Annotated in this window: 17 protein-coding genes, 1 tRNA gene, 2 pseudogenes and 1 other annotated feature; of the genes and pseudogenes, 7 read left to right on the top strand and 13 right to left on the bottom strand. The window is 69.3% G+C overall.

Translation table 11 applies throughout. From position 1 onward, the window contains the following. Positions 1-77: 77 nt before the first annotated feature. From ACFYL4_RS16160 to ACFYL4_RS16110, 11 genes and pseudogenes are all read right to left on the bottom strand, one after another. Positions 78-905, bottom strand: coding sequence for a peptidoglycan recognition family protein (locus tag ACFYL4_RS16160; RefSeq protein WP_387519008.1), 828 nt, complete (start codon positions 903-905; stop codon positions 78-80). Between the two features lie 139 nt (positions 906-1,044). Beyond that, entirely contained in the window at positions 1,045-1,995 is a 951-nt protein-coding gene (locus ACFYL4_RS16155) for an alpha/beta hydrolase (protein WP_387519006.1), read from the bottom strand. A 202-nt stretch (positions 1,996-2,197) separates the two neighbouring features. Beyond that, positions 2,198-3,124, bottom strand: coding sequence for a universal stress protein (locus tag ACFYL4_RS16150; RefSeq protein WP_387519005.1), 927 nt, complete (start codon positions 3,122-3,124; stop codon positions 2,198-2,200). A 243-nt stretch (positions 3,125-3,367) separates the two neighbouring features. Beyond that, the gene (locus ACFYL4_RS16145; RefSeq protein ID WP_387519004.1) at positions 3,368-4,162 is read right to left on the bottom strand and encodes an SAM-dependent methyltransferase; all 795 of its coding nucleotides are present in this window, start codon (positions 4,160-4,162) and stop codon (positions 3,368-3,370) included. Positions 4,163-4,305: 143 nt separating this feature from the next. Next, a complete protein-coding gene (locus ACFYL4_RS16140) occupies positions 4,306-6,543 on the bottom strand; it encodes a tetratricopeptide repeat protein (RefSeq protein ID WP_387519002.1) in 2,238 nt (745 codons plus the stop codon). Between the two features lie 131 nt (positions 6,544-6,674). Further along, positions 6,675-7,406 carry an ABC transporter permease gene (locus ACFYL4_RS16135; RefSeq protein WP_387519000.1) on the bottom strand — a complete coding sequence of 244 codons (732 nt, stop codon included), beginning with the start codon at positions 7,404-7,406 and terminating at the stop codon, positions 6,675-6,677. Further along, positions 7,403-8,149 carry an ABC transporter ATP-binding protein gene (locus ACFYL4_RS16130; protein WP_387518999.1) on the bottom strand — a complete coding sequence of 249 codons (747 nt, stop codon included), beginning with the start codon at positions 8,147-8,149 and terminating at the stop codon, positions 7,403-7,405. Before ACFYL4_RS16130 ends, ACFYL4_RS16135 begins: the two co-directional genes overlap by 4 nt. A gap of 17 nt (positions 8,150-8,166) precedes the next feature. Then, on the bottom strand, positions 8,167-9,075 hold the full coding sequence (gene thpD, locus ACFYL4_RS16125; RefSeq protein WP_387518997.1) for an ectoine hydroxylase: 909 nt from the start codon (positions 9,073-9,075) through the stop codon (positions 8,167-8,169). Between the two features lie 352 nt (positions 9,076-9,427). Beyond that, positions 9,428-9,514: transfer RNA gene (locus ACFYL4_RS16120), tRNA-Val, on the bottom strand. 248 nt (positions 9,515-9,762) lie between these two features. Then, a pseudogene (locus ACFYL4_RS16115) lies at positions 9,763-9,987 on the bottom strand (IS3 family transposase); the annotation flags it as partial. Beyond that, positions 9,970-10,083: a sequence feature (AL1L pseudoknot), on the bottom strand. (Overlaps the previous pseudogene by 18 nt.) Next, positions 10,041-10,325, bottom strand: coding sequence for a transposase (locus ACFYL4_RS16110; RefSeq protein WP_387518996.1), 285 nt, complete (start codon positions 10,323-10,325; stop codon positions 10,041-10,043). (Overlaps the previous feature by 43 nt.) Before the next feature lie 177 nt (positions 10,326-10,502). Between ACFYL4_RS16110 and ACFYL4_RS16105 the strand changes: the two genes are divergently transcribed. The 6 genes from ACFYL4_RS16105 to ACFYL4_RS16080 all read left to right on the top strand — a co-directional run bounded on the left by ACFYL4_RS16105 (position 10,503) and on the right by ACFYL4_RS16080 (position 15,643). After that, positions 10,503-10,808, top strand: coding sequence for a hypothetical protein (locus ACFYL4_RS16105; protein WP_387518995.1), 306 nt, complete (start codon positions 10,503-10,505; stop codon positions 10,806-10,808). Next, a complete protein-coding gene (locus ACFYL4_RS16100) occupies positions 10,805-11,092 on the top strand; it encodes a hypothetical protein (RefSeq protein ID WP_387518993.1) in 288 nt (95 codons plus the stop codon). Before ACFYL4_RS16105 ends, ACFYL4_RS16100 begins: the two co-directional genes overlap by 4 nt. A 43-nt stretch (positions 11,093-11,135) precedes the next feature. Then, a complete protein-coding gene (locus tag ACFYL4_RS16095; RefSeq protein WP_387519041.1) occupies positions 11,136-11,933 on the top strand; it encodes an IS5 family transposase in 798 nt (265 codons plus the stop codon). 258 nt (positions 11,934-12,191) lie between these two features. Beyond that, positions 12,192-13,517 carry a cytosine permease gene (gene codB / locus ACFYL4_RS16090; protein ID WP_387518991.1) on the top strand — a complete coding sequence of 442 codons (1,326 nt, stop codon included), beginning with the start codon at positions 12,192-12,194 and terminating at the stop codon, positions 13,515-13,517. A gap of 44 nt (positions 13,518-13,561) precedes the next feature. Further along, positions 13,562-15,064: an amidohydrolase family protein gene (locus ACFYL4_RS16085; protein WP_387518989.1), complete on the top strand. Its 1,503-nt coding sequence runs from the start codon at positions 13,562-13,564 to the stop codon at positions 15,062-15,064. A 120-nt stretch (positions 15,065-15,184) separates the two neighbouring features. Then, positions 15,185-15,643 carry an NADPH-dependent F420 reductase gene (locus ACFYL4_RS16080; RefSeq protein ID WP_387518987.1) on the top strand — a complete coding sequence of 153 codons (459 nt, stop codon included), beginning with the start codon at positions 15,185-15,187 and terminating at the stop codon, positions 15,641-15,643. Positions 15,644-15,796: 153 nt separating this feature from the next. Here ACFYL4_RS16080 and ACFYL4_RS16075 read toward each other — a convergent pair whose 3' ends face one another. Continuing rightward, the gene (locus tag ACFYL4_RS16075; RefSeq protein WP_387518985.1) at positions 15,797-17,002 is read right to left on the bottom strand and encodes a PP2C family protein-serine/threonine phosphatase; all 1,206 of its coding nucleotides are present in this window, start codon (positions 17,000-17,002) and stop codon (positions 15,797-15,799) included. A gap of 186 nt (positions 17,003-17,188) precedes the next feature. Here ACFYL4_RS16075 and ACFYL4_RS16070 point away from each other — a divergent pair. Further along, positions 17,189-18,359 (top strand): annotated as a pseudogene (locus ACFYL4_RS16070) (IS256 family transposase). Positions 18,360-18,640: 281 nt separating this feature from the next. Here ACFYL4_RS16070 and ACFYL4_RS16065 read toward each other — a convergent pair. After that, complete coding sequence (locus ACFYL4_RS16065) at positions 18,641-19,312, bottom strand: GntR family transcriptional regulator (protein ID WP_387518983.1); 672 nt, start codon at positions 19,310-19,312, stop codon at positions 18,641-18,643. Between the last annotated feature and the right edge of the window lie 129 nt (positions 19,313-19,441).

Genomic DNA, 19,441 nt, shown 5'->3' with positions numbered 1-19,441 from the left:
GACGTGGACCGGGTCGGGCGGGCACCGTGGGAGGGTCGAGAGTGACACCGAACGGGGTGATGTCCTCTGCGTCGCGGCTAGCGGGAGATGTCGTCCGGGCCCCGGAGCGGGCCGTGGTAGAACTCGTGGTCCGGCTCGTCGTCCGGGACCGGCGGGAAGGTCGGGCCGTCCACGACGTTCGCGGGCACGGCGGCGATGGGCAGGCCCTGGGCCCGCATGGTCTGCGCGACCCTGTTGCGCAGCTCGGGGAGCATGGAGTAGAGCACGTCGCCGGGGCACGCCGTGGCGTTGAAGTCACGGTGTCCCCGGATCGCGCTGCCCGGGTTGAGGCCGTACGCCCCGCACAGCCAGGCCAGGGTGTCGACCAGCGTGTTCGTCAGGGCCTGGGTGGGGCCCTGGGTCATGTAGGTGCCCTCGTTCTCGATGCCGATGCACGTGTTGTTGTTGTTCGCCACGTGGGCGCCCACGACGTGGTGGCCGGCCGCGATCGACTCGGGGGTGCGGTCGCGCCCCTCCATGAGGTGGCCGCCCCGGCTGATGGTCAGCTGCTGGCCGGTGTCGATCCAGCCGTTGCTGTCCATATGGTAGTTCTGGATCGACTTGGACAGGTTCAGCGCGTGGTCGAGCGTGTAGTTGGTGCTGTTGGCCGTCGCGGTGTGGTGGACCACGATGTACTGCGGCCGGTTGGCCAGCACCTGGATGGGGCCGCTCGGCGGGCGCGCGTTCCAGGCGCCGCGCCAGTACAGGTTCGGGGCAGCCTGGGCGGCGGCGTCCGTGGTCTCGGCGGCGGCGCCGCCCGCGCCCAGGGCACCGAGCGAACCGCCGAGGACCGCCGCGCCCGAGGTGAGGGCCGCGGTCCTCAGGAGGGCGCGTCTGTCCATTCCGGAGTGGGGGATACTCGTCATGGCCGTCCTTCGTGTTCGGCGTGGTTACTTGCCAGTCAATAAAGAACACGGAAGGCCGTCGTGTGCAAAGGGAGTGAAGGGCGAATTCTGATGACCGGGACCGGCCAGCAGAATTCACTCGAAGTCCCCTGTTTCCCTGTCATTCCATGAGGTATCGCGGTTCTTCCCAGGCGGCGCGCAACGCCGCGACCTGCGCGCGCCGGAACTCCCGGACGACCCCGGCGCGCGGGACGTAGGTGTCGAACCCGTGGAAGGCGCCCGGAACCACGCTCGTCGCGCAGGGCACACCGGCCGCGCGCAGTCGCTCGGCGTACGCCAGGTTCTCGTCGTGGAACAGGTCCAGTGTGCCCACCCCGATCCAGGCCGGGGGCAGACCGGACAGGTCCTCGGCGCGCGCGGGAGCGGCGTAGGGGGAGACCCCCGCACCTCCCGGCTCGCCGCCGAGGTAGGAGCGCCAGGCGAACCGGTTGCTGTCCACCGACCACATGCGCGCGCCGAGCCCGTCCAGGTCGGTGCGCAGGGTCGTGCGGTCGTCGAGCATCGGGTAGACGAGCAGCTGGAACAGCGGTCGTGGGCCGCCCCGGTCCCGGCACATCAGGGCCAGGGCCGCCGTGATGCCGCCGCCCGCGCTGGCTCCGCCGATCGCCACCCGGTGCGGGTCGATCCCCAGCTCCCCGGCCCGGTCCGTCATCCACCTGAGGGCCGCGTGGGCGTCCTCGACCGGCGCGGGCGCGGTGTGCGGGGGCGCCTTGCGGTAGCGGAGCGCGACCACGGTGGCGCCCAGCTCGCGGGCGAACTCGATACTGCCGCGCTCGTCCTGGACCGGGCTGCCGAAGAGGTACCCGCCACCGTGGGTCCACAGCAGGGCGGGGGAGGGGCCGGTGAGCGCACGCGGCCGGTAGAGCCGGAGCCTGACCGGCGCCGCGCCTTCGGGGCCCGGGGCGGTGCGCTCCTCGACCACCATGTCGGCGGGCACCCGCGCCGGACGCATGCGCTCGGTGAGCCGCCGGGCCAGGCGGGCCGTGCTGGGGCCGAACGACGGGGTGGGCAGGAACCGGGCGGCGGCCAGGTCCGGGTGCAGCTCGGGCATCGTGTTCCTCGGGGCGACGGGTGGGGGTCGACGGTGCCACGCCGCGTCACCGGCCGGGCCCGGCCGGGCCGGAGCGTTCGCGCCGAGGTCCCATGGCGACCACCCCGGGGGGTTTGTCGCGGTTGCGGAGAGTTCCTCCTCAAAGGGAACTCCGCGGGACACGGCGGTGTTCCCCGGGGGTAATCCCCCCGGGGTGCTCGGGTCAGCCGCGCGGGCGGGGGCTCCTCGGCAGGACCATGACGGGGACGGTCGCGCCGTGCAGTACCCCCTGGCTCACCGACCCCAGGAGCAGACCGCGTACGCTTCCGCGCCCGCGCGAACCCACCACGATCAGGTCCGCCGTCGCACCCGCCTCCACGATCGCCTGAGCGGCCTCCCCGCCCACACGCACCACCGAGACCCCCACGCCTTCGGTACCGTCGTCCACGACCCTCTCCAGCATCTGCGACACCATCTCCTGCGACCGCTGGTCCAGCAGGTCGTCCGGCGGCGCCCAGCCGCCCCCGGCCGCCGAACCGGCGTCGAACGGCGGCGTGACGCCCCAGCCGTGCACCACCACGACCGAGCCGCCCTCCGCCAGCGACGCCTCGCGCAGGGCGAAGGCCAACGCGCGCCGCGAGTCGTCGGAACCGTCCACGCCCACCACGATCCGGCGCGGCGGTATGGTCGGCGCCTCCGCCTCGGCACCCGGCACGACCACCACCGGGCACTCCGCTCGCGCCGCCAACCGGACGCTCACCGAGGCGTCCAGTACGGACCGGGCCGCGCCGAGTCCGCGCGATCCCACCACCAGCAGGTCGTCCGGACCGGCCTGGCGCAGCAGCGCGGTGCCCGGGTCCGGCAGCGCCAGGACCTCCTCCACGGTCAGTCCGTCATGGCGGCCGCGCACGTGCTCGGCCGCCGTGGACAGCACCCCGTGCCCGTGCGTGGTGACCTCCTCCGGCGGCGGAACCCGGGTGGGTCCCGCGTACAGGGACATCACGAGCGGCATCGCCAGCGCGTACACCACGTGCAGCGGCCACCCCCGGCGCTCCGCCTCGGCCGCCGCCCAGAGCAGGGCCCAGGACGCGGTGGGGGACCCGTCGACCCCCACCACCACCTTCGGCGTGACCTTCCCGTCCTCCACCATCGCCAGCCCCCTCCGGCAGCGGCCGCGCACGTCACGGCCCTGCCGGGAGTCTTTCACCCGGCTCTGCCCGATCCCAGCCCGCGACGCGTGTCGCCCCGGTTCCCGCCCCGGACCACCCGGCCGGACCGGGCGCCGCACCACCCGAGCGGCGGCGCCTGGGTCCGCTCGACCTCGCGGGGCCGCCCGACACCGTGCCCACCGTCAGGGGCAGGCGCGGCGGCAGACGGCTCTCCGCGCCGCCGTTCACGGCTTGCGGGCGACCCCGCCGAACTCGTCCATCTCCCGGTGCGAACCGATCTCGTGGGGTTCGGGCCGCCACAGCGGAATGGACACCACCCCCGGCTCGATCAGCTCCAGCCCCTCGAAGAAGCGCTCGATCTGCTCCGGCGTGCGCAGGGTGATGGGGTTGGACGACTCCGCGTTCCACTGGCTCACGGCCTCGGCCATGGCCGGACCGGTCACCGCGTTGGTGGAGTGCGTGATCACCACATGGCTGCCGGAGGGCAGGGCCGCCACCAGCTCCCGCACGATCTCGTACACGGTGTCGTCCGGGATGTGGAAGAGCACGCCGAGCAGCGTGAGGGCGACCGGGCGGGTCAGGTCCAGGTGCTCGGCGGCGGCGCTCAGGATGACCCCCGGGTCACGCAGGTCCGCGTCGACGTAGGCGGTGCGCCCCTCCGGCGAGCTGGTCAGCAGTGCCCGGGCGTGCGCCAGTACCAGGGGGTCGTGGTCCACGTAGACCACGCGCGACTCCGGTGCCACCGCCTGCGCGACCGTGTGCGTGTTGTCGGCGGTGGGCAGGCCGGTACCGATGTCCAGGAACTGGCGGACGCCGCCCTGAGCGAGGAAGCGCACGGTGCGGTGGAGGAACGCCCGGTTCTGCACCGCCATCTCGCCGATCATCGGCAGCACCGACAGGATGCGGTCGCCCAGCTCCCGGTCGGCCGGGTAGTGGTCCTTGCCGCCGAGCCAGTAGTCGTAGATCCGAGCCGAGTGCGGCTCGGACGTGTTCAGGGTGTCGTGGGGGGTGTGCGACACGTGTCTGCCTTTCCTTGGGGTGAGCGGAACGGTCGGTGCGCCGGGGCACCCCGTGCCTGAGCCGGACCCTACCGTCGGCCGCCGCCCGCCCCGCGCCCGGGCCCGCCCCGCGAGGCGGAGCCCGGCGACGGCCCGGACACCGGTCAGTCGTCGTAGGAGGACCCGGACGACGAGGAACCGTAGGAGGAGGACGAAGAGGAGTCGTCGTACGAAGAGGAGGACGAGGAGTCGTCGTACGAGGACGAGGAATCGTCGTAGGAGCTGGAGGAGCCGCCCGAGTACGACGTCCCACCCGAGTATGATGCCCCGCCCGAGGAGGAACGCCCCGACGGTGAACCGCCGGAGGAGGACGGCCTCGTGGGCGGCTCGTCGGGGTCGGGCCGCGTCTCCGTGTCCGTCTCGACGGCCACCTCGACGCTGAGCGGCTCCAGCGCTTCGGCGGCGTCCCCGTCCCGCTCGTGACGGAGCCGCCACTCGACGAGTGAGGCCAGCTCCTCGACCGGCTCGGAGGCGCGGGAGAGCACGTCCTTCCACACACGGGCCCGCCCGTCGCGGCCCAACGCCCTGTGCACACGCGGCATCCTCCGGGCCGCGTCACGGGAGCCGCGCCGCACCGCCTCCTCGTAGAGCGTGAGCGCCGCCCTCCACCGGTGTTCGTTCTCCAGGGTCCGGCCCATCAGGTACAGCGCGGGCAGGTATCCCGCGATGGTCGCCCGGCGCGCCCACGCGCTCTTGCGGAACCTGGAGGAGAGCCACGTCATGTGGGTCGCGTCCACGACGATCTCGAGGATCTCCTCGTGGCCCGGCCTCCCCGTGGAGAACGCGTCGAACAGGGCGTCGACCCCGCTGTAGAGCCGACCCCAGGTCTCCAGGCAGGCGTGCAGGAGCATCGCGTCCTCGTCGCCGCCCGTGGCCGCGGCGTCGAGCCAGCGCAACGCCCTCCGCTCGTCCCGTTCCCGGTAGGCGAGCAGCCCCGCCAGGAGGGGGTCGACCTCCGCGCCCTCCCTGTGGGCCCGCCGCAACAACAGACCGGCCTCCTCCGCCTCCGACCCGTCCCCCTCCAGGGTGATCGACCCGAGCACCTCCCCGAGCCGCGCCATCGCCTGGGGGTCGTTCGCCGAGGCCGCCGGGCGCAGGAAGGGCAGGGCCGCCGTGCGGTCCCCGGACTCCAGCGCCAGGGACGCCATGCCCATGTTGGACCCCACATGTCCGGGGAGGCGGTCGAGGAGCCGCGTCCACGCGTGTTCGGCGGCGGTGGTCCGCCCCGACTCACGGGCGGTGTGGCCGAGGGTCGCCAGGTACGGTGCCGGGACGCGGTGCGGGAGCAGGTTCCACACGACCGTGGGCACCTCGGCGCCGGTGGTGTCCCGGGCCCACTCCGAGACCAGGTGCTGGTGGGGCACGAAGGACCGCTCGTCCACGCCGGACAGGCACCCGGCGGCGGCGCCCGCCGGATCGGTGGCCCAGGCGAGGGCCCGCTCGAACGCCCCCTCCTCGGCCGTGCTTCGCCGGCCCGGTTCGAGGTAGTGCCAGTGCAGGTCCTCCAGCAGGTCCCGGGGCAGGGGGGCGCGGTACCCGAGCCTGCGCGCGTCCACCGCCGCCGAGACGACGGCGGCCCCCCGCGCGTGCTGGCCGCCGACCGCGGAACGCCAGCGGCGCAGGACGGCCGGGGCGTCCGTGATGTCCGCGGCGAAGCCGTTCACGGCGTCGGGGGTCAGGGCCCGGGAGATCCGCTGGTCGTCGGCGTGTTCGCGCGCCCGTTCCCGCTCCTCCCCGTCCAGGTCGCGGTCGACGTGGAACCGCTCGGCCCGGTCGTCGACGATCCGGGACACGGTCGTCGCCATCTGCTGGGGGAGGTCGGCGCGGATCACGGAGTCCAGGGTGACGACGACGCACACACCGGGGTCGCCGGGCGGGCACAGTTGGTCCACGAGGCGCTCGGTGAGGGAGCCCGCGGCGAGGAGGTGGTCCGCGTGGTCGAGCCACACCACCGTGCCCCGGGGGAGGACGTACTTCCGGGAGACGGCGCGCAGGAGCCACGCGTGACTCGGGACGAGCAGGCGGTGGTCGGGGACGGCGCGCCGGATCGCCTCGTAGGCCGACCGCGTCTTGCCCGAGACGGACTCGCCCTCCAGGACCACCAGGCCGCCCGCCAGGATCGCCCGGTCCAGTGCCTCGTCGAAGGAACGCGGCACGTAGGCGGGCAGCGGCTCCTCCTCGGGGTCCTCGGTCGGCCGAGCCGGGCCCACCCCGAGTTCGCGCCCGTCGGTCCAGTCCCGTACGCGGTCGCGTGCCTGCGGGACCTCGGGCCCCTCGCGGCGGCGTTCCCGCCACCCCCGGACCATGTCAGGCAGGGAGAAACTGGGCTCTCGTGTCGTCATGCTGAGGGGGTTCCTTTCGGGGGGAGGGGCGGCCCGGGGCCGTCTCCCGCCCTCCTTCCCCGACGACGGCGGGCGACGCGCCCCGCCGACCGATCCGTGCTGACGTCACACACCGGAGGGCGCCCCCGAGTCTAGGGCGTGCGGCGGCGCAGGGTGAGGGAGGCCAGCAGCACCGCGCCCACGGTGAAGGCGGCCACCACCAGCAGCGGACGGTAGACGTCCCAGGCTTGGTCACCGGCCGCCACGGCGTTGACCGCGTCGATCGCGTGGCTGAGCGGCAGCCACTTGGAGACCGCGTACAGCACGTCCGGCATCTGGTCGCGCGGCATGAAGAGCCCGCCCAGGATGATCTGCGGGAACACCAGCACGGGCATGAACTGCACGGCCTGGAACTCCGTGCGCGCGAAGGCGCTGGCCAGCAGTCCGAGGGCGGTGCCCAGCAGGGCGTCGACGACCGCGACCAGGCCCAGCGTCCACAGCGGCCCCTCGACGTCGAGCCCGCACACGTACACGGCGAACAGCACGGTGACGAAGGCCTGTGCGACGGCGGCCAGTCCGAACGCGAAGGCGTAGCCGAAGATGAGGTCGAATCTGCCGATCGGGGTCGACAGGAGGCGTTCGAGCGTCCCGGAGCGGCGCTCCCGAAGCGTGGTGACACTGGTGATCAGGAACATCACCACGAACGGGAAGAGGGCGAGGATCGCCGGGCCGATACCGTCGAACACCGTCGTGTCGGTGAAGAGCCAGGCGAAGAGACCGACGAGCAGGCTCGGTGCCACCAGCAGCAGCACGATCGACCGGGGGTCGTGGCCGAGCTGGCGCAGGACCCGTCCGGCCGTGGCGAAGGTGCGCGTGGGACTCATCCGGCCCCTCCCTCGATCAGGGCCAGGAAGGCGCGGTCGGGGTCGCTCGTCCGGGTCTCGGAGAGCAGGCGCTCGGGCGTGGTGTCGGCCACGAGGCGCCCGTCGCGCATCAAGAGCAACCGGTCGCAGCGCAGGGCCTCGTCCATCACGTGGCTGGAGACGACCAGGGTCGCCCCCTCGGCGGTGAGCGATCGGAACACCTCCCACAGCTCCTCGCGCAGCAGCGGGTCGAGACCCACGGTGGGTTCGTCGAGGACGACCAGTTCGGGGCGGCCGAGGATCGCGACCCCGAGCGAGACCCTGCTGGCCTGACCGCCGCTGAGCGCGTCGACCCTGCGGGAGGCCTGGTCGCGCAGGTTCACCTGGTCCAGGACGCGTCCGACGTCGGAGCGGGAGGCGCCGGTCAGCCGCGCGAAGTAGCGCAGGTTCTGTTCGACGGTGAGGTCGGAGTACACCGACGCGGCCTGGGTGTCGTAGGCGACACGGTGGCGCAGCGCCGGGGTGCCCGCCTGCTCGCCGAGCACCGTGACGCGACCCGACCGGACGCGCTGCGTACCGACGACGGTCCGCATCAGGGTGGTCTTGCCGCACCCGGAGGGGCCCATCAGGCCGGTGACACCGCCTCGGGCCACCTCCAGGTCCAGTCCGTCGAACACCGTGCGACCACCGCGCCGAACCCGCAGGTCGCGAACGACGACCGCGGGTTCGGGCGAGACCGTGGCGGCACGGGAGCCCCGGTTCATGGCGTGGCCTCGGCGGGTCAGGTCTTCAGCGGAGTGAAGTCGCGCGCGGCCACGAAGTCGGGACGGCGCTCCCGCGCGGAGAACGGCTCCACGAGCGCGTTGTCCACGCTGTTGAACACCACGAAGATGTTCGATCGCGGGTACGGCGTGATGTTGTTGCCGGACCCGTGCATGCTGTTGCAGTCGAACCACAGGGCCGAACCGCTCGGGCCGGTGAACTGCCCGATCCCGTGCCGACGGGCCAACTCCGCGATGTCGTCCTCCTGGGGGACACCGACCTTCTGGGCCTTCAGCGAGGACCGGTAGTTGTCGTCCGGGGTGCGTCCCAGGCAGGGGACGAACGTGCGGTGCGCCCCCGGCATGAGCATGAGCCCGCCGTTGTAGGGGAGGTTGTCGGTCAGCCCGATGGACAGGCTGACCGCCGCCATCCCGGGCATACCGTCCTCCGCGTGCCAGGTCTCGAAGTCCGAGTGCCAGTAGAACCCGTTGCCCCGGAACCCCGGCATGAAGTTCACCCGGCTCTGGTGCACGTAGACGTCCGAGCCGAGGATCTGCCGGGCCCGGTCGAGGACGCGGGGCTCCTTGACGAGCCGGGCGATCCGGTCACTGAACAGGTGCGCGTCGAAGACGGACCGCACCTCGTCGGAGGCCGGTTCGGTGATGGTGCGCTCGTCGGCGCGGATGACGGGGTCCTCGACCATCGCGCGGAGCTCGTTCAGGGCGGCGGAGACCTCCGACGTGGTCAGCAGGTCACGTTGGATGTGGAAGCCGTCGCGTGCGTGTCGGGTGAGCTCCGCGGCGCTCGCGGGCCCCTTCGCCACGCCGGGCCAGACGGTCGGCTCGTGGCGTTCGATCCATCCCCGGCCCTGGGCGGGCTCCACACGGGTGGGGTAGTGGTCCTGGATACGGGCGTCTACGAGTGTCACGGCAGACCCCTCCTTCCGGTGTTCCTTCTCTTCCTCTCGGGTGGTCCAAGGCGTACTGGTGCGTCTCGCGACCGGGGACGGCGTCCGTCCCTGGCCTGTGGCCTGCCCGGGGGAGCGGGCGGGTAACCACCGCCGCGGGTCGAGGCGGTGCCCGGGAACCAGCGGGGGACAACGGGGTTCCAACGGGGGTTGTACGGCCGGAACATGGAGTGGATCGGGTCGGCCAGCGGGCGCCTACGGAGGGTCTGCCCGCCGTGCCGTGGGCCTCGCGGAGGGAAACACGGCCCAAAATCCTCCCGGGGGCGCGAAAAAGCGGAAGCGGGCCCCCGTGGGAACCCGCTTCCGCGTGATGTGGGCGATACAGGACTCGAACCTGTGACCCCTACCGTGTCGAGGTAGATCCGGCGTCGCATCGACCTGCGCCAACAAGCATTCGCCCAGTTCAGAGGGTTCCGTTGAGGGATCTTCGCAGCGGTTGGGAGCCGTTGGGGCACGTTCGCGTCTCCCAAGAATCTCCCAGTCGATCACGAACGCGGCGTACACCCACCCGGTGAAGGTACGGACGTAAGTGATATCAGCGACCCACAACCGGTTCGGAGCATCCGCTGTGAAGGATCGTTCGACCAGGTCAGGGCGCCTGTCCGGGCCCGGGGCCGGGGTGGTGGTACGCGGGCCCTTGGCACGGGTGATACCCCGCAAACCGGCTTGGCGCATCAGCCGGTGCACGGTGCAGCGCGCCACCCGGTGACCCTGCCGGTTGAGTTCGGCGTGGACCTTACGCACCCCGTAGACGGCGTAGTTGTCGGCGTGCACCTGCCGGATCTTGGCGGTGGTGGCCTCATCGGTGCGCGAACGCAACGACGGGGTCCGGCTCTTGGCCGCGTAGTAGGTGGACGGGGCGACCTGCAACACCTCGCAGATCGGCTCGACCCCGAACTCCTGCCGGTACAGGTCGATGTAGGCCACTACCTGGTGTGTGGGCGGTCGAGCTCCGCCGCGAAGAAAGCCGACGCGGACTTCAGGATGGCGTTGGCCCGCTTGAGCTCGCGGTTCTCGCGCTCGAGCTCGGTCTTCTCGGTGCTGGTTAGGCCCGGAGCTAGACCTTGGTCGATGCGGTCCTGGCGCCGCCAGGAGTAGATCGTTTCAGTGCTGATGTCCAGATCGCGTGCCACGTCCGCGACGCTGCGTCCGGATTGGACCAGGTCCAAGACCTTGCGTCGGAACTGGTCGGGGTATCCACGACGTCCCACGATGCCCTCCTTCAAGGGTCATGTGGTCCTAGGATCCAAAAATCCGACTCCGAAAAACGCGGGACACACCAGAGCCTCCATCACACCCGGCACGAAACAATGCCCTCTGGGCTCGTGTAGCTTCGCAGACGTGCAGCGGAGCCGAGGAGCGGCTACGTCGAACACGGAGGATGCCGCTTGATAGCAACCGTCCACTACACGAGGAACCGCCAGCCTGGGGTTGAGGTATATGAGGCTGCCGACGCCGAACTATTGAAGGACCTGTTGATCCAGTGTCTCGAACTTGATGACTACGACATGAGGATCGTCAACAAGGCGTTTTCCCGCATGGGACCGGGCGGGGAAACCTTCGACTTGGGCAAGGAACGCGGTACCCGCGACAAGAAGCGCAGGATCACCGCGAGTGTGTCGGTTGTTGGGGGGAGACTGACACACATGGTCAGCGCTACCTACTCCGTTGACGTTCCAGGAGGAGGGGCGTGATTGCAGTCGTTCGTCACCACGATGACAAGCAGGGGATCAAGGTCTATGAAGCCCGGACCGCCGAGGAGCTGACGGCTTTGCTGATCCGGCACGTTGCGTCTGATAAGGGTGAGACGAAGACCATCAGGAACGAGATGCCTGGCGCTGACGACTTCTTCTCTACCCGTTATATCGGTTTGTGGGAGAAGGACATCACAGTCAGCTTGGGGTTTGTGACGCGCATCGTCAGCTTCACCCACGGCATCAACGCCCGTGTTGAGGACCTGTACAAGCAGGCCAAGTAAGAGCTCGTCTCATTTGGGTTCTCGATAACCTGGCCCGGTGTCGATGATTGAGCGGTTGGTGCCGGACGGACTGTGGGAGCTGTTCCAGCGGGTGGTGCCCGAGGCATCCACCCGGCCTCAAGGTGGTGGGCGGCGCAGACACGGAGACCGTGAGGTGTTGGCCGCGATCATCTTCGTGGCGACCACCGGCTGCGCTTGGGCCCAGCTCCCACCGGTCTTCGGCCCCTCCGGGCCGACCGCACACCGGCGTTTCAGCGAGTGGAGCCGGGCCCGCGTGTGGGCGAAGCTGCACCGCCTGGTCTTGGACGAACTCGGCTCCCGCGGTGAGCTGGACTGGTCGTGGTGCGCGATCGACTCGGTCAACATGCGTGCTCTCAAAGGGGGGGACCTGACAGGTCCGAATCCTGTCGATCGGGGCAAGAAGGGCGCCAAGATCCACTTGATCACCGATCGGACCGGGCTTCCGATTTCCATGGCGATCTCGGGTGCGAACCTGCACGACAGCCGAGCCCCGCAACCGCTGATTCGCGCGATACCGCCCATCAGGTCCAGGCGAGGCGGCAGGCGACGCAAACCCGGAAAGCTCCACGGCGACAAGGGCTACGACTACAACCACCTGCGCCGATGGCTGCGCGAACGCGGGATCATCCATCGTCTGGCCCGCAAGGGTGTGGAATCCTCGAAGCGGTTGGGGTGGCACCGTTGGCAGGTCGAGCGCACCATGGCCTGGCTGGCCGGATGCCGCCGACTCCATCGTCGCTACGAGCGCAAGGCTGAGCACTTCCTCGCGTTCGCCGGCATCGCCTGCACGTTGATTTGCTTCCGCAGGCTCACCAAATGAGATGAGCTGTGAAAGGGACAGCGACAACTGTTGAACCGGAGCGGCTTCGGGGCTGTTGACGCATCGCACGAGTCCCATTGCGGTGCCGCCGGGGGCGGTGTGCCGAAACGACTCCACCGAGTTCGCTGACCAGGGGCGCGGCGACGTAATGAGGACTGTGTCCGTTTAACGCCTCGGCCACGCGGCGACGCTGACCCAGAAACATCCCATGTTTAGTTTCGATGATCGTCAGCATGGATCGTCGCGAGAGGACACGGGATGAGTAACACCTCCTCGTTGAACGTGTTGCCAGAGGGCAATGCGCCTAGCACGGACACAGGTCAAGGGATCGATCGGGACTACCCCTTGGTGCCTGTGCCTGCCAGTGATCGCCGCAGTATGAGCTCCCTGCTCATCCTGCTGTTCGGCTTCATATTCTTCGGCCCCACCATGATCGCTGGCGGCCAGATCGCGGTGAACTTCGCTTTCGGAGAGTTCCTCCTCTGGGCCGGGGTGGCCGTCTGCGTCCTCGCGGCCTACATCTCCGCGCTCGCCGTCATCAGCGCCCGCACAGGGCTCAGCACCGTCCTGCTCTGCCGGCGACTGCTCGGAGTGGCTGGCGGGAAATGGGCCGGCATCGTCCTGGGCGGAACCCAGGTGGGGTGGTACGGCGTCACCATCGCCGTGCTCGGGAACCTCCTGGGCCAAGCCCTCGGGCTCGACCAGGTGTGGCCCATCGTCGTGGTGTTCGGAGTCCTCATGGGCGCCAGCGCCTACTTCGGCTACCGCGGTCTGGAGATCCTGAGCTGGATCTCCGTCCCCTTGATGCTGGTGCTGTGTGTATGGGTCACCAACCGGGCTCTGGACGAGACAGGGGGATGGTCCGCGCTGATGCAAGCCGGGGGAGACACCACGATCAGCGTTGGTGCAGCCCTGACCATCATGATCGGCACGTTCATCAGCGGCGGCACACAAGTGGGGAACTGGAGCCGGTTCGCCCGCAGCGGCCGCGCCGCCCTTCTGGCGACCGCGGGCGCCGTGCTCTCCTGCCAGAGCCTCATGCTCTTCTTCGGTGGGATCGGAGCCTCGGCCTACGGGGAGCCGGACTTTGCCGTCGTCCTCATCCAGATGGGGCTGCTCGGCGTCGGACTGGCGCTGCTCGTCGTCAACCTGTGGACCACCAACGACAACGCCGCCTACGCCTTCGGTGTCGCGGGGGCCGAACTGTTCCGCGTCGGGAACAAGCGCCCCTTCATCGTCATCGGGGTGATCCTGGGCATCATCATCGCCGTGACCGGGATCTATGAGTCCCTGGAGACGTTCCTCGTCGTACTCGGCGTGGTCATCCCGCCGCTCGGCGGCGCGCTCATCGGCCAGTACTTCCTGGTCCACAAGGCGAGCCTGCCCGACGAGGACGCGAACCCGCCACTACGCTGGGGATGCTTCGCGGCCTACCTGCTCGGCACGCTCGCCGCGGTCCTGGGCACCACCTTCGACCTCGGAGTCCCAGCCGTCCAGGGCATCGTCGTCGCCATCGCCGCGGCCCCGGCCGCCGCCTGGGTGAGCAGTGCGTTCGGTGCGAAGCGATTGCCTGAGCGGGTGTGACCCCTTCCTTCTGACTGGTAACAGCCCACGCTAGGACACTCGCAATGGCAATCCTGATCGAGAACGCCACAGTACTCACCATGGCCCCCGGTTCGGGCACACGCCCGATCGAAAGCAGCATCCTCATCGAGGACGGGAGCATCGCCGAGGTCGGAACCGACCTCACCGCCCGACCAGGCGACACCGTGATCAGCGGCCGGGACCGGCTAGTGGTCCCCGGGTTCGTCAACGGCCACACCCACTCCTGGGAAGCCCTGTTCCGGGGGCGATACGACAACCTCCCCCTGGAGTTGTGGATGCTTCTGGCCTACCCCATCATCGGCTCGGCGCCCCTGCCCCCGGACCTGATCCGGCTGCGTACGCTCCTTGTCGCCATCGAATCCCTCAAATCCGGGGTGACCTGCCTGGTCGACGACGTCCTGGAAACACCCGCGCAGGACCACGACCAGCTCGCCGCGGTCTTCGACGCCTACGCGGAGGCGGGAATCCGTGCCAACATCTCCGGCCACATCATCAACCGGCCGTTCACTGACACCCTCCCCTACACCGAAGGGACCGTCCCCCGCCAGCTGATCGAACAGGTCCGCGCGCTACCCCTGCCCACCGCGCGGGACTACATGGACTTCAGCGCCGAGGCGTTCCAACGCTTCGACGGGGCCGCGCAGGGCAGACTGCGCTACATGGTCGCGCCCTCAGGGCCGCAGCGCTGCACCGACGACCTGCTCGCTGAGACAGCCGAGCTGGCCAGGCGCCACAGCGCCCAGTGCCACATCCACGTGCTGGAGACCAAGACACAGATGGTCACCGGCCGCGAGTTCTACGGAACCACCATGGTCGAGCACCTGCACCGGCTCGGCGCCCTGGGCCACAACACCACCCTGGCGCACGGAATCTGGGTGACGAACAAGGACATCGACCTGCTCGCCGAGACCCGCACCTCGGTCTCACACAACCCCATCTCCAACCTCAAGTTGGGCTCCGGGATCGCGCCCTGGCGTGCCTTCCACAACGCCGGAGTCAACGTGGCCCTAGGCAGCGACGGGATGTCGAGCAGTGACAGCGCCCGGATGCTCGACGTCATCAAGGCGGCAGGACTGCTGCACAAGGTCAGCACGCCCGACCACACAGCCTGGCCGACCACGGAGGAGGTGCTGAGCGCGGCCACACTGGGCGGCGCACGTAGCGCGCTCCTGGAGGACAAAATCGGCTCCGTTGAAGAGGGGAAGCGCGCCGACCTGGTCATGTACGACACAACGACGCTGGCGTTCACCCCGCGCAACGAACTCGACCGGCACCTTGTCTACGCCGAGAACGGCTCCTCGATCGACATGGTGATGGTCGACGGGGAGATCGTGGTCGACAAGGGACAGGTCACCAGCGTGAACGAGGAGCAGATCCTCGCCGAGGTACGCGACCGCACCGGTGAGATCCAGGAGTGGCAGCGCCGTGTCGAAACCCGGAACCAGGTCTTCCACCCGGGGTTCGAAGCGGTGTACCGGCGCTGCGCGGCCGAACCCATGGGCATCAACCGGTACGCAGAGAACTAGGCGCTTAATGGTCGGCTCGGAGATCCCTGGTCAGGCCCTTGCTCGTGAAGCACTACCTCCCGTGATTTGCCCCTAACACTGGTGTCAGGTCCTCGTTTGTGGGCACGCGCTCGTGCGCTGATGGTGTGTGTGCGATCACGACGAAAAGAGGTAACGGCAATGTCCATGGGAATCATCGGAAGCGGAGAGATTGGAACCGCCGTCGCGCGGTTGGCGGTTGCGGCGGACATCGATGTGGTGATCGCCAACTCACGTGGCCCCCAGAGCCTTAGCGGTCTGGTCCAGGAGTTGGGGCAGCGAGCTCTAGCTGGCACCGTGGAAGAGGCCGTCCATGCTGGGGAGGCAACCCTGCTCAGTATCCCGCTGAGCGCCTACAGTTTCCTGCCCGAGGGGTTGCTGAATGGGAAGACCGTGCTGGACACCGGCAACTATTGCCCTTCCCGCGACGGCCGGATCGCCGAGCTGGACTCCGAGGAGGTGACCATGACCGAACACGCCCAGCGGATCCTGCCGGCTCGGGAGCGCACGCTCGAGGTCGGTGATTTTGCGGGGGCCGGCCCAGGGACCCCTTGTCCGTGAGTGTTTCTGGACCGCCGTCGATGTTGCGGTTGCGCTACGTGCCGACTGTTTGTGGCCAGATCCCAAGTTCCCGGGCGACATCGGCGTCGGTTCCGCCCTGATCGCAGCGCAGGATGATGCGCGAGCTGCGCCATGTCCTGGGCTGATGTGTGCCTACGTGCGGTCTGCTCCAGCACATGCCGGTCCACCACTGGCCGGGTGAGAGCCGCGCCAGTCAAGGCAGATGACGGTGGCGTCATCGAGCAGGTGTCCGCCACTGGCATCAGCGGCGGCAACGATGAGCGAGTGCACCACCTCACGTGGGTGTTCAGAGGCCGTGTCACCGATCAGACTCGGCAGGTCGACCGTCTCCGCCGCGCGCTCCTGTAGACCGTCGGTGTACAGAACAAGGCGGTCACCTGGGCGAAGATCCAACTCCTGCTCCCGATAGGAGGCGTTCACAGGCACACCGAAAGGCAGGTCGACATCCAACTGCACTTGGCCCACGGTGCCGTCCCGCAAGAGCAGTGGCCAGGGGTGCCCGACGTTGACCAGGCGCGCACCGTTTCCGCGCAGGGGCACGCGCAGCATCTGCCCCGTGACCAACGAGTGGCCGCCATGGATGACCAGGGCCCGGTGGGCCGCCTCCGCTTGCTCTGCCAAGGAGTTCCCGGCGCGGCGGGCGCTGCGGGAGGCGTTGACGACCAGGGTGGCCATGAGGGCGGCGTCGACATCGTGTCCCATGGCATCGGTGATTGAGAGGTTCAGGTGGTCCAGGTCCAGGGCGTAGTCGTAGGTATCTCCGGCGATGGAGTCGGCGGGCGCCAGGGCCGCAGCAAGGGTGAACTGCGGTGCTTCGCAACATGAGGCGTCGGGCAGGAGCTGGTGTTGGATCTCAGCCGCCAGGCTGACCGGTGTCGTGCGCTGCCTCCAGTGGTAGAGGTCGGTGAAACGCCGGTCGGTGACGATGATGTAGGCGAGCGCGTGGGCAGCCTCGCGTACTTGGGCTAGGACCTCCTCGGTGGCCTCCGGCACGAGCAGTTCCAGGAGGCCGATGGTGTCGCCTCGGTTGGTCACCGGCGCCAGCACACGCTCCCCGCCTCCCTCGGCGGGCACTCGTATCAATTCCTGGACACGCAGCACTTGGGTGTAGACACTGTCGGGCAGAGGAACCTGGTCGATGTGAGGGCCGTTGCGGTTGGTGTTCTCTTCGTTGATCCGCGCCATCTGTTGACCGGCGACGTCGACGAACAGGAACGACACCGAGCTCGCGGCGATCCGGGCGCGCAGGCTACGGGCGACCACATCGAGCGAGAACACCGGGGCGGCGTGTTCCGCGGCGGTGAGCAACGCAGCCAACTCAGCTCTCTCACCTGTCATCGCGTCTCCGTTCTGTCCGTGTCGGCATGCACTGTAGGAACGGTGTACCCACCCAGCGGTCATGTCCCTCGGAGTGCTGTAACTCCGGGTTCAGGGATGTGACCTGCGGGGCTATTGAAACCAGTCGAGTCGCCGTTTGACCGCCAAGGCGAGGGAAGGTCTGAAGTTCTCACTCAAGGACGCACGATGGCTCTGTCCCAGCACGACCTGCAACAGCTCCTGGAGTCACTACAAGCCGCCGAAAACGTGGACATGGTCCGCCTCGCGTTGGAGCGGATGCTGCAGGAACTGATCGACAAGACCACCGCCGCCAACGGCGCGTTCACCCCCGCCAACGCACGCCTGGGCGCACCGACCGCCGCAACGGTCACTGTGAGTCCACCCTGACCACCACGACCGGGACGTGGAGCTGAAGTTCCCCCAACTCCGCTCCGGGTCGTTCTTCCCGAGGGCCGACGCATCGATCGGGCCCTGTTCGCCGTGATCATGCAGGTCGGGGTCTCCCCCCGATCGGTGGATGACCTGGTCGAAGCCCCGAGATCCGACTTCGGGAACTCCAGAACCGAGGTCTCGCGCATCTGCGTGGCGCTGGACGAAGAAATCGAAACGTTCGCCGAACGGCTCGTGGACCACACCGCCTTCCCCTGCGTGTTCTTGGACGCGACCTACTGCAGGGCTCGGGTGCATCACCGCATCGCCTCCCAGGCTGTGGTGATCGCTACTGGGGTGAGCGCTCAGGGGCGGCGGGAGGCGCCGGGGGTCGCGGTCGGTGACAGCGAGACCCGCGCGTTTTGGGCCGAGTTCCTGCGGTCCTTGCGTTCACGCGGTCTGGGCGGTGTCCATTTGGTGGTCTCGGACTCCCACGCAAGCAGTTTCCCCGGGGCGGCCTGGCAGCGCTGTCGGGTGCATTTCGTGCGTGATGTGCTGGCCCAAGGCCCAAGGGGCGGGGGAGATGGTCGCGGCCACGATCCGCACGGTCTTCGCCCAGCAACGCCGAGGCGGTGCGCACCCATCTGGACACGGTTGCGACGATGTTGGTGGCGGGGGCGGCGGTGGACATCACGGCGTTCGCGGACTTCCCGAGCGGGCTTCGGAAGAAGATCTGATCGACCAACCCGCTGGAGCGGTTGAATCGCGAGGTCGCCGGGCGGACGTGGTGCAGGTCTTCCCGAGTCCGAAGGCATTGGGGCGGTTGGCCGGGGCGGTGCTGGCCGAGTTGCATGACGAGTGGCAGGTCAGCGATCGCCGTTACTTGTCCGAGGCGTCCATGGCCGAGCTGCTGGGACAGGACGCGCGGGGCCCGGGCAGACAGCAGGGCCCGAACGAGATCGGTCCCGGGACTCTGCCTGGAGGTTGAATACTGAAAACGGACCTCCAGCCGCAGCCATCCGCCCGCTTCTGCCGCTTCCGTCCCCTCGGGGCCCTCGGAGCCCTCCGAGGGCCCCGAGGGGACAACAGCCAGGGCGGTATCCGCCAACTCTCCGGTCACCGGCTCGACGGTGGTCCTGTCCGTCATGGGCGGCCAACGCCGACGAAGCTCGGCGCGGCGACGGGGCCCGCGGTCCGGTTGCCGCAGCCAGGGGTCTGGGGTGCGCACAGGGGCCGGCCGGGCCGAACCGCACCCGGGCAGGGGCCGTGTCAGTCCTTGAAGATGAGGTCGGCCAGGCGTTCGGCGGTTTCCGCGTGGTGTTCCTGGAGCCGTTGGGAGGCGGTGTCCGGGTCGCCCGTCGCGATGGCCCGCACCAGGGGGATGTGCCGGTCCCAACCCATGTTGCGCAGCGCCTCCGCCACGCCCGCGCGCGTGATGGTCGCCCGGACTGACCCCAGGATGTGGTCCCAGGAGCGCAGGAGCGTCTCGTTCCTGCTGTGCACGATGAGCAGCCGGTGGAAGGCCATGTCCGCGTCCATCAGGGCCTGGAGCGAGGAGCCTGCCTCCCGCAGGGGTTCGAGGGCCCCTTCCAGCTCCAGGACCGACTCCTCGCGGTGGTCGGAGAGCGCGATGGTGCGCGCGGCCAGGCACTCCAGGGCGCTGCGCACCGCGAAGATGTCGTGCACCTCCCGCTGGGTGAGGACCCGGACGACCATCCGGCCCCGCTCGTCGGTGGCGATCAGCCCTTCCTGGATGAGCACCTGGGCCGCTTCGCGCAGGGTTCCGCGGGAGACGGTCAGAGCCTTGCTCAGCTGCGTCTCCACCAGGCGCTGACCCGGGGCCAGGGTGCCCGTCTCGATCGCCGAACGGAGTTTTTCCAGCGACTGCTCCTTGAGACTCCGGCGTTCGACCCCGCCCAGTGGCAGCTCCACGTCGGTCATGAATGCACTTCCCATCGGGTCTGCTGGCCGTCGCGGCCCTGCGGTTGCGGTCGCCTGCGGCGCGTGGGCCGCCTGGGGAGAGCCTATCGCGGATGACCTCGAATGGTGACGGTCGACAGTCGACAGTTG

It is taken from the genome of Nocardiopsis sp. NPDC006938, from assembly GCF_042869555.1.
Taxonomy (GTDB): domain Bacteria; phylum Actinomycetota; class Actinomycetes; order Streptosporangiales; family Streptosporangiaceae; genus Nocardiopsis.
The sequence above is the reverse complement of the archived record's forward strand: the minus strand, read 5'-3'. Positions and strand labels throughout refer to the sequence as shown.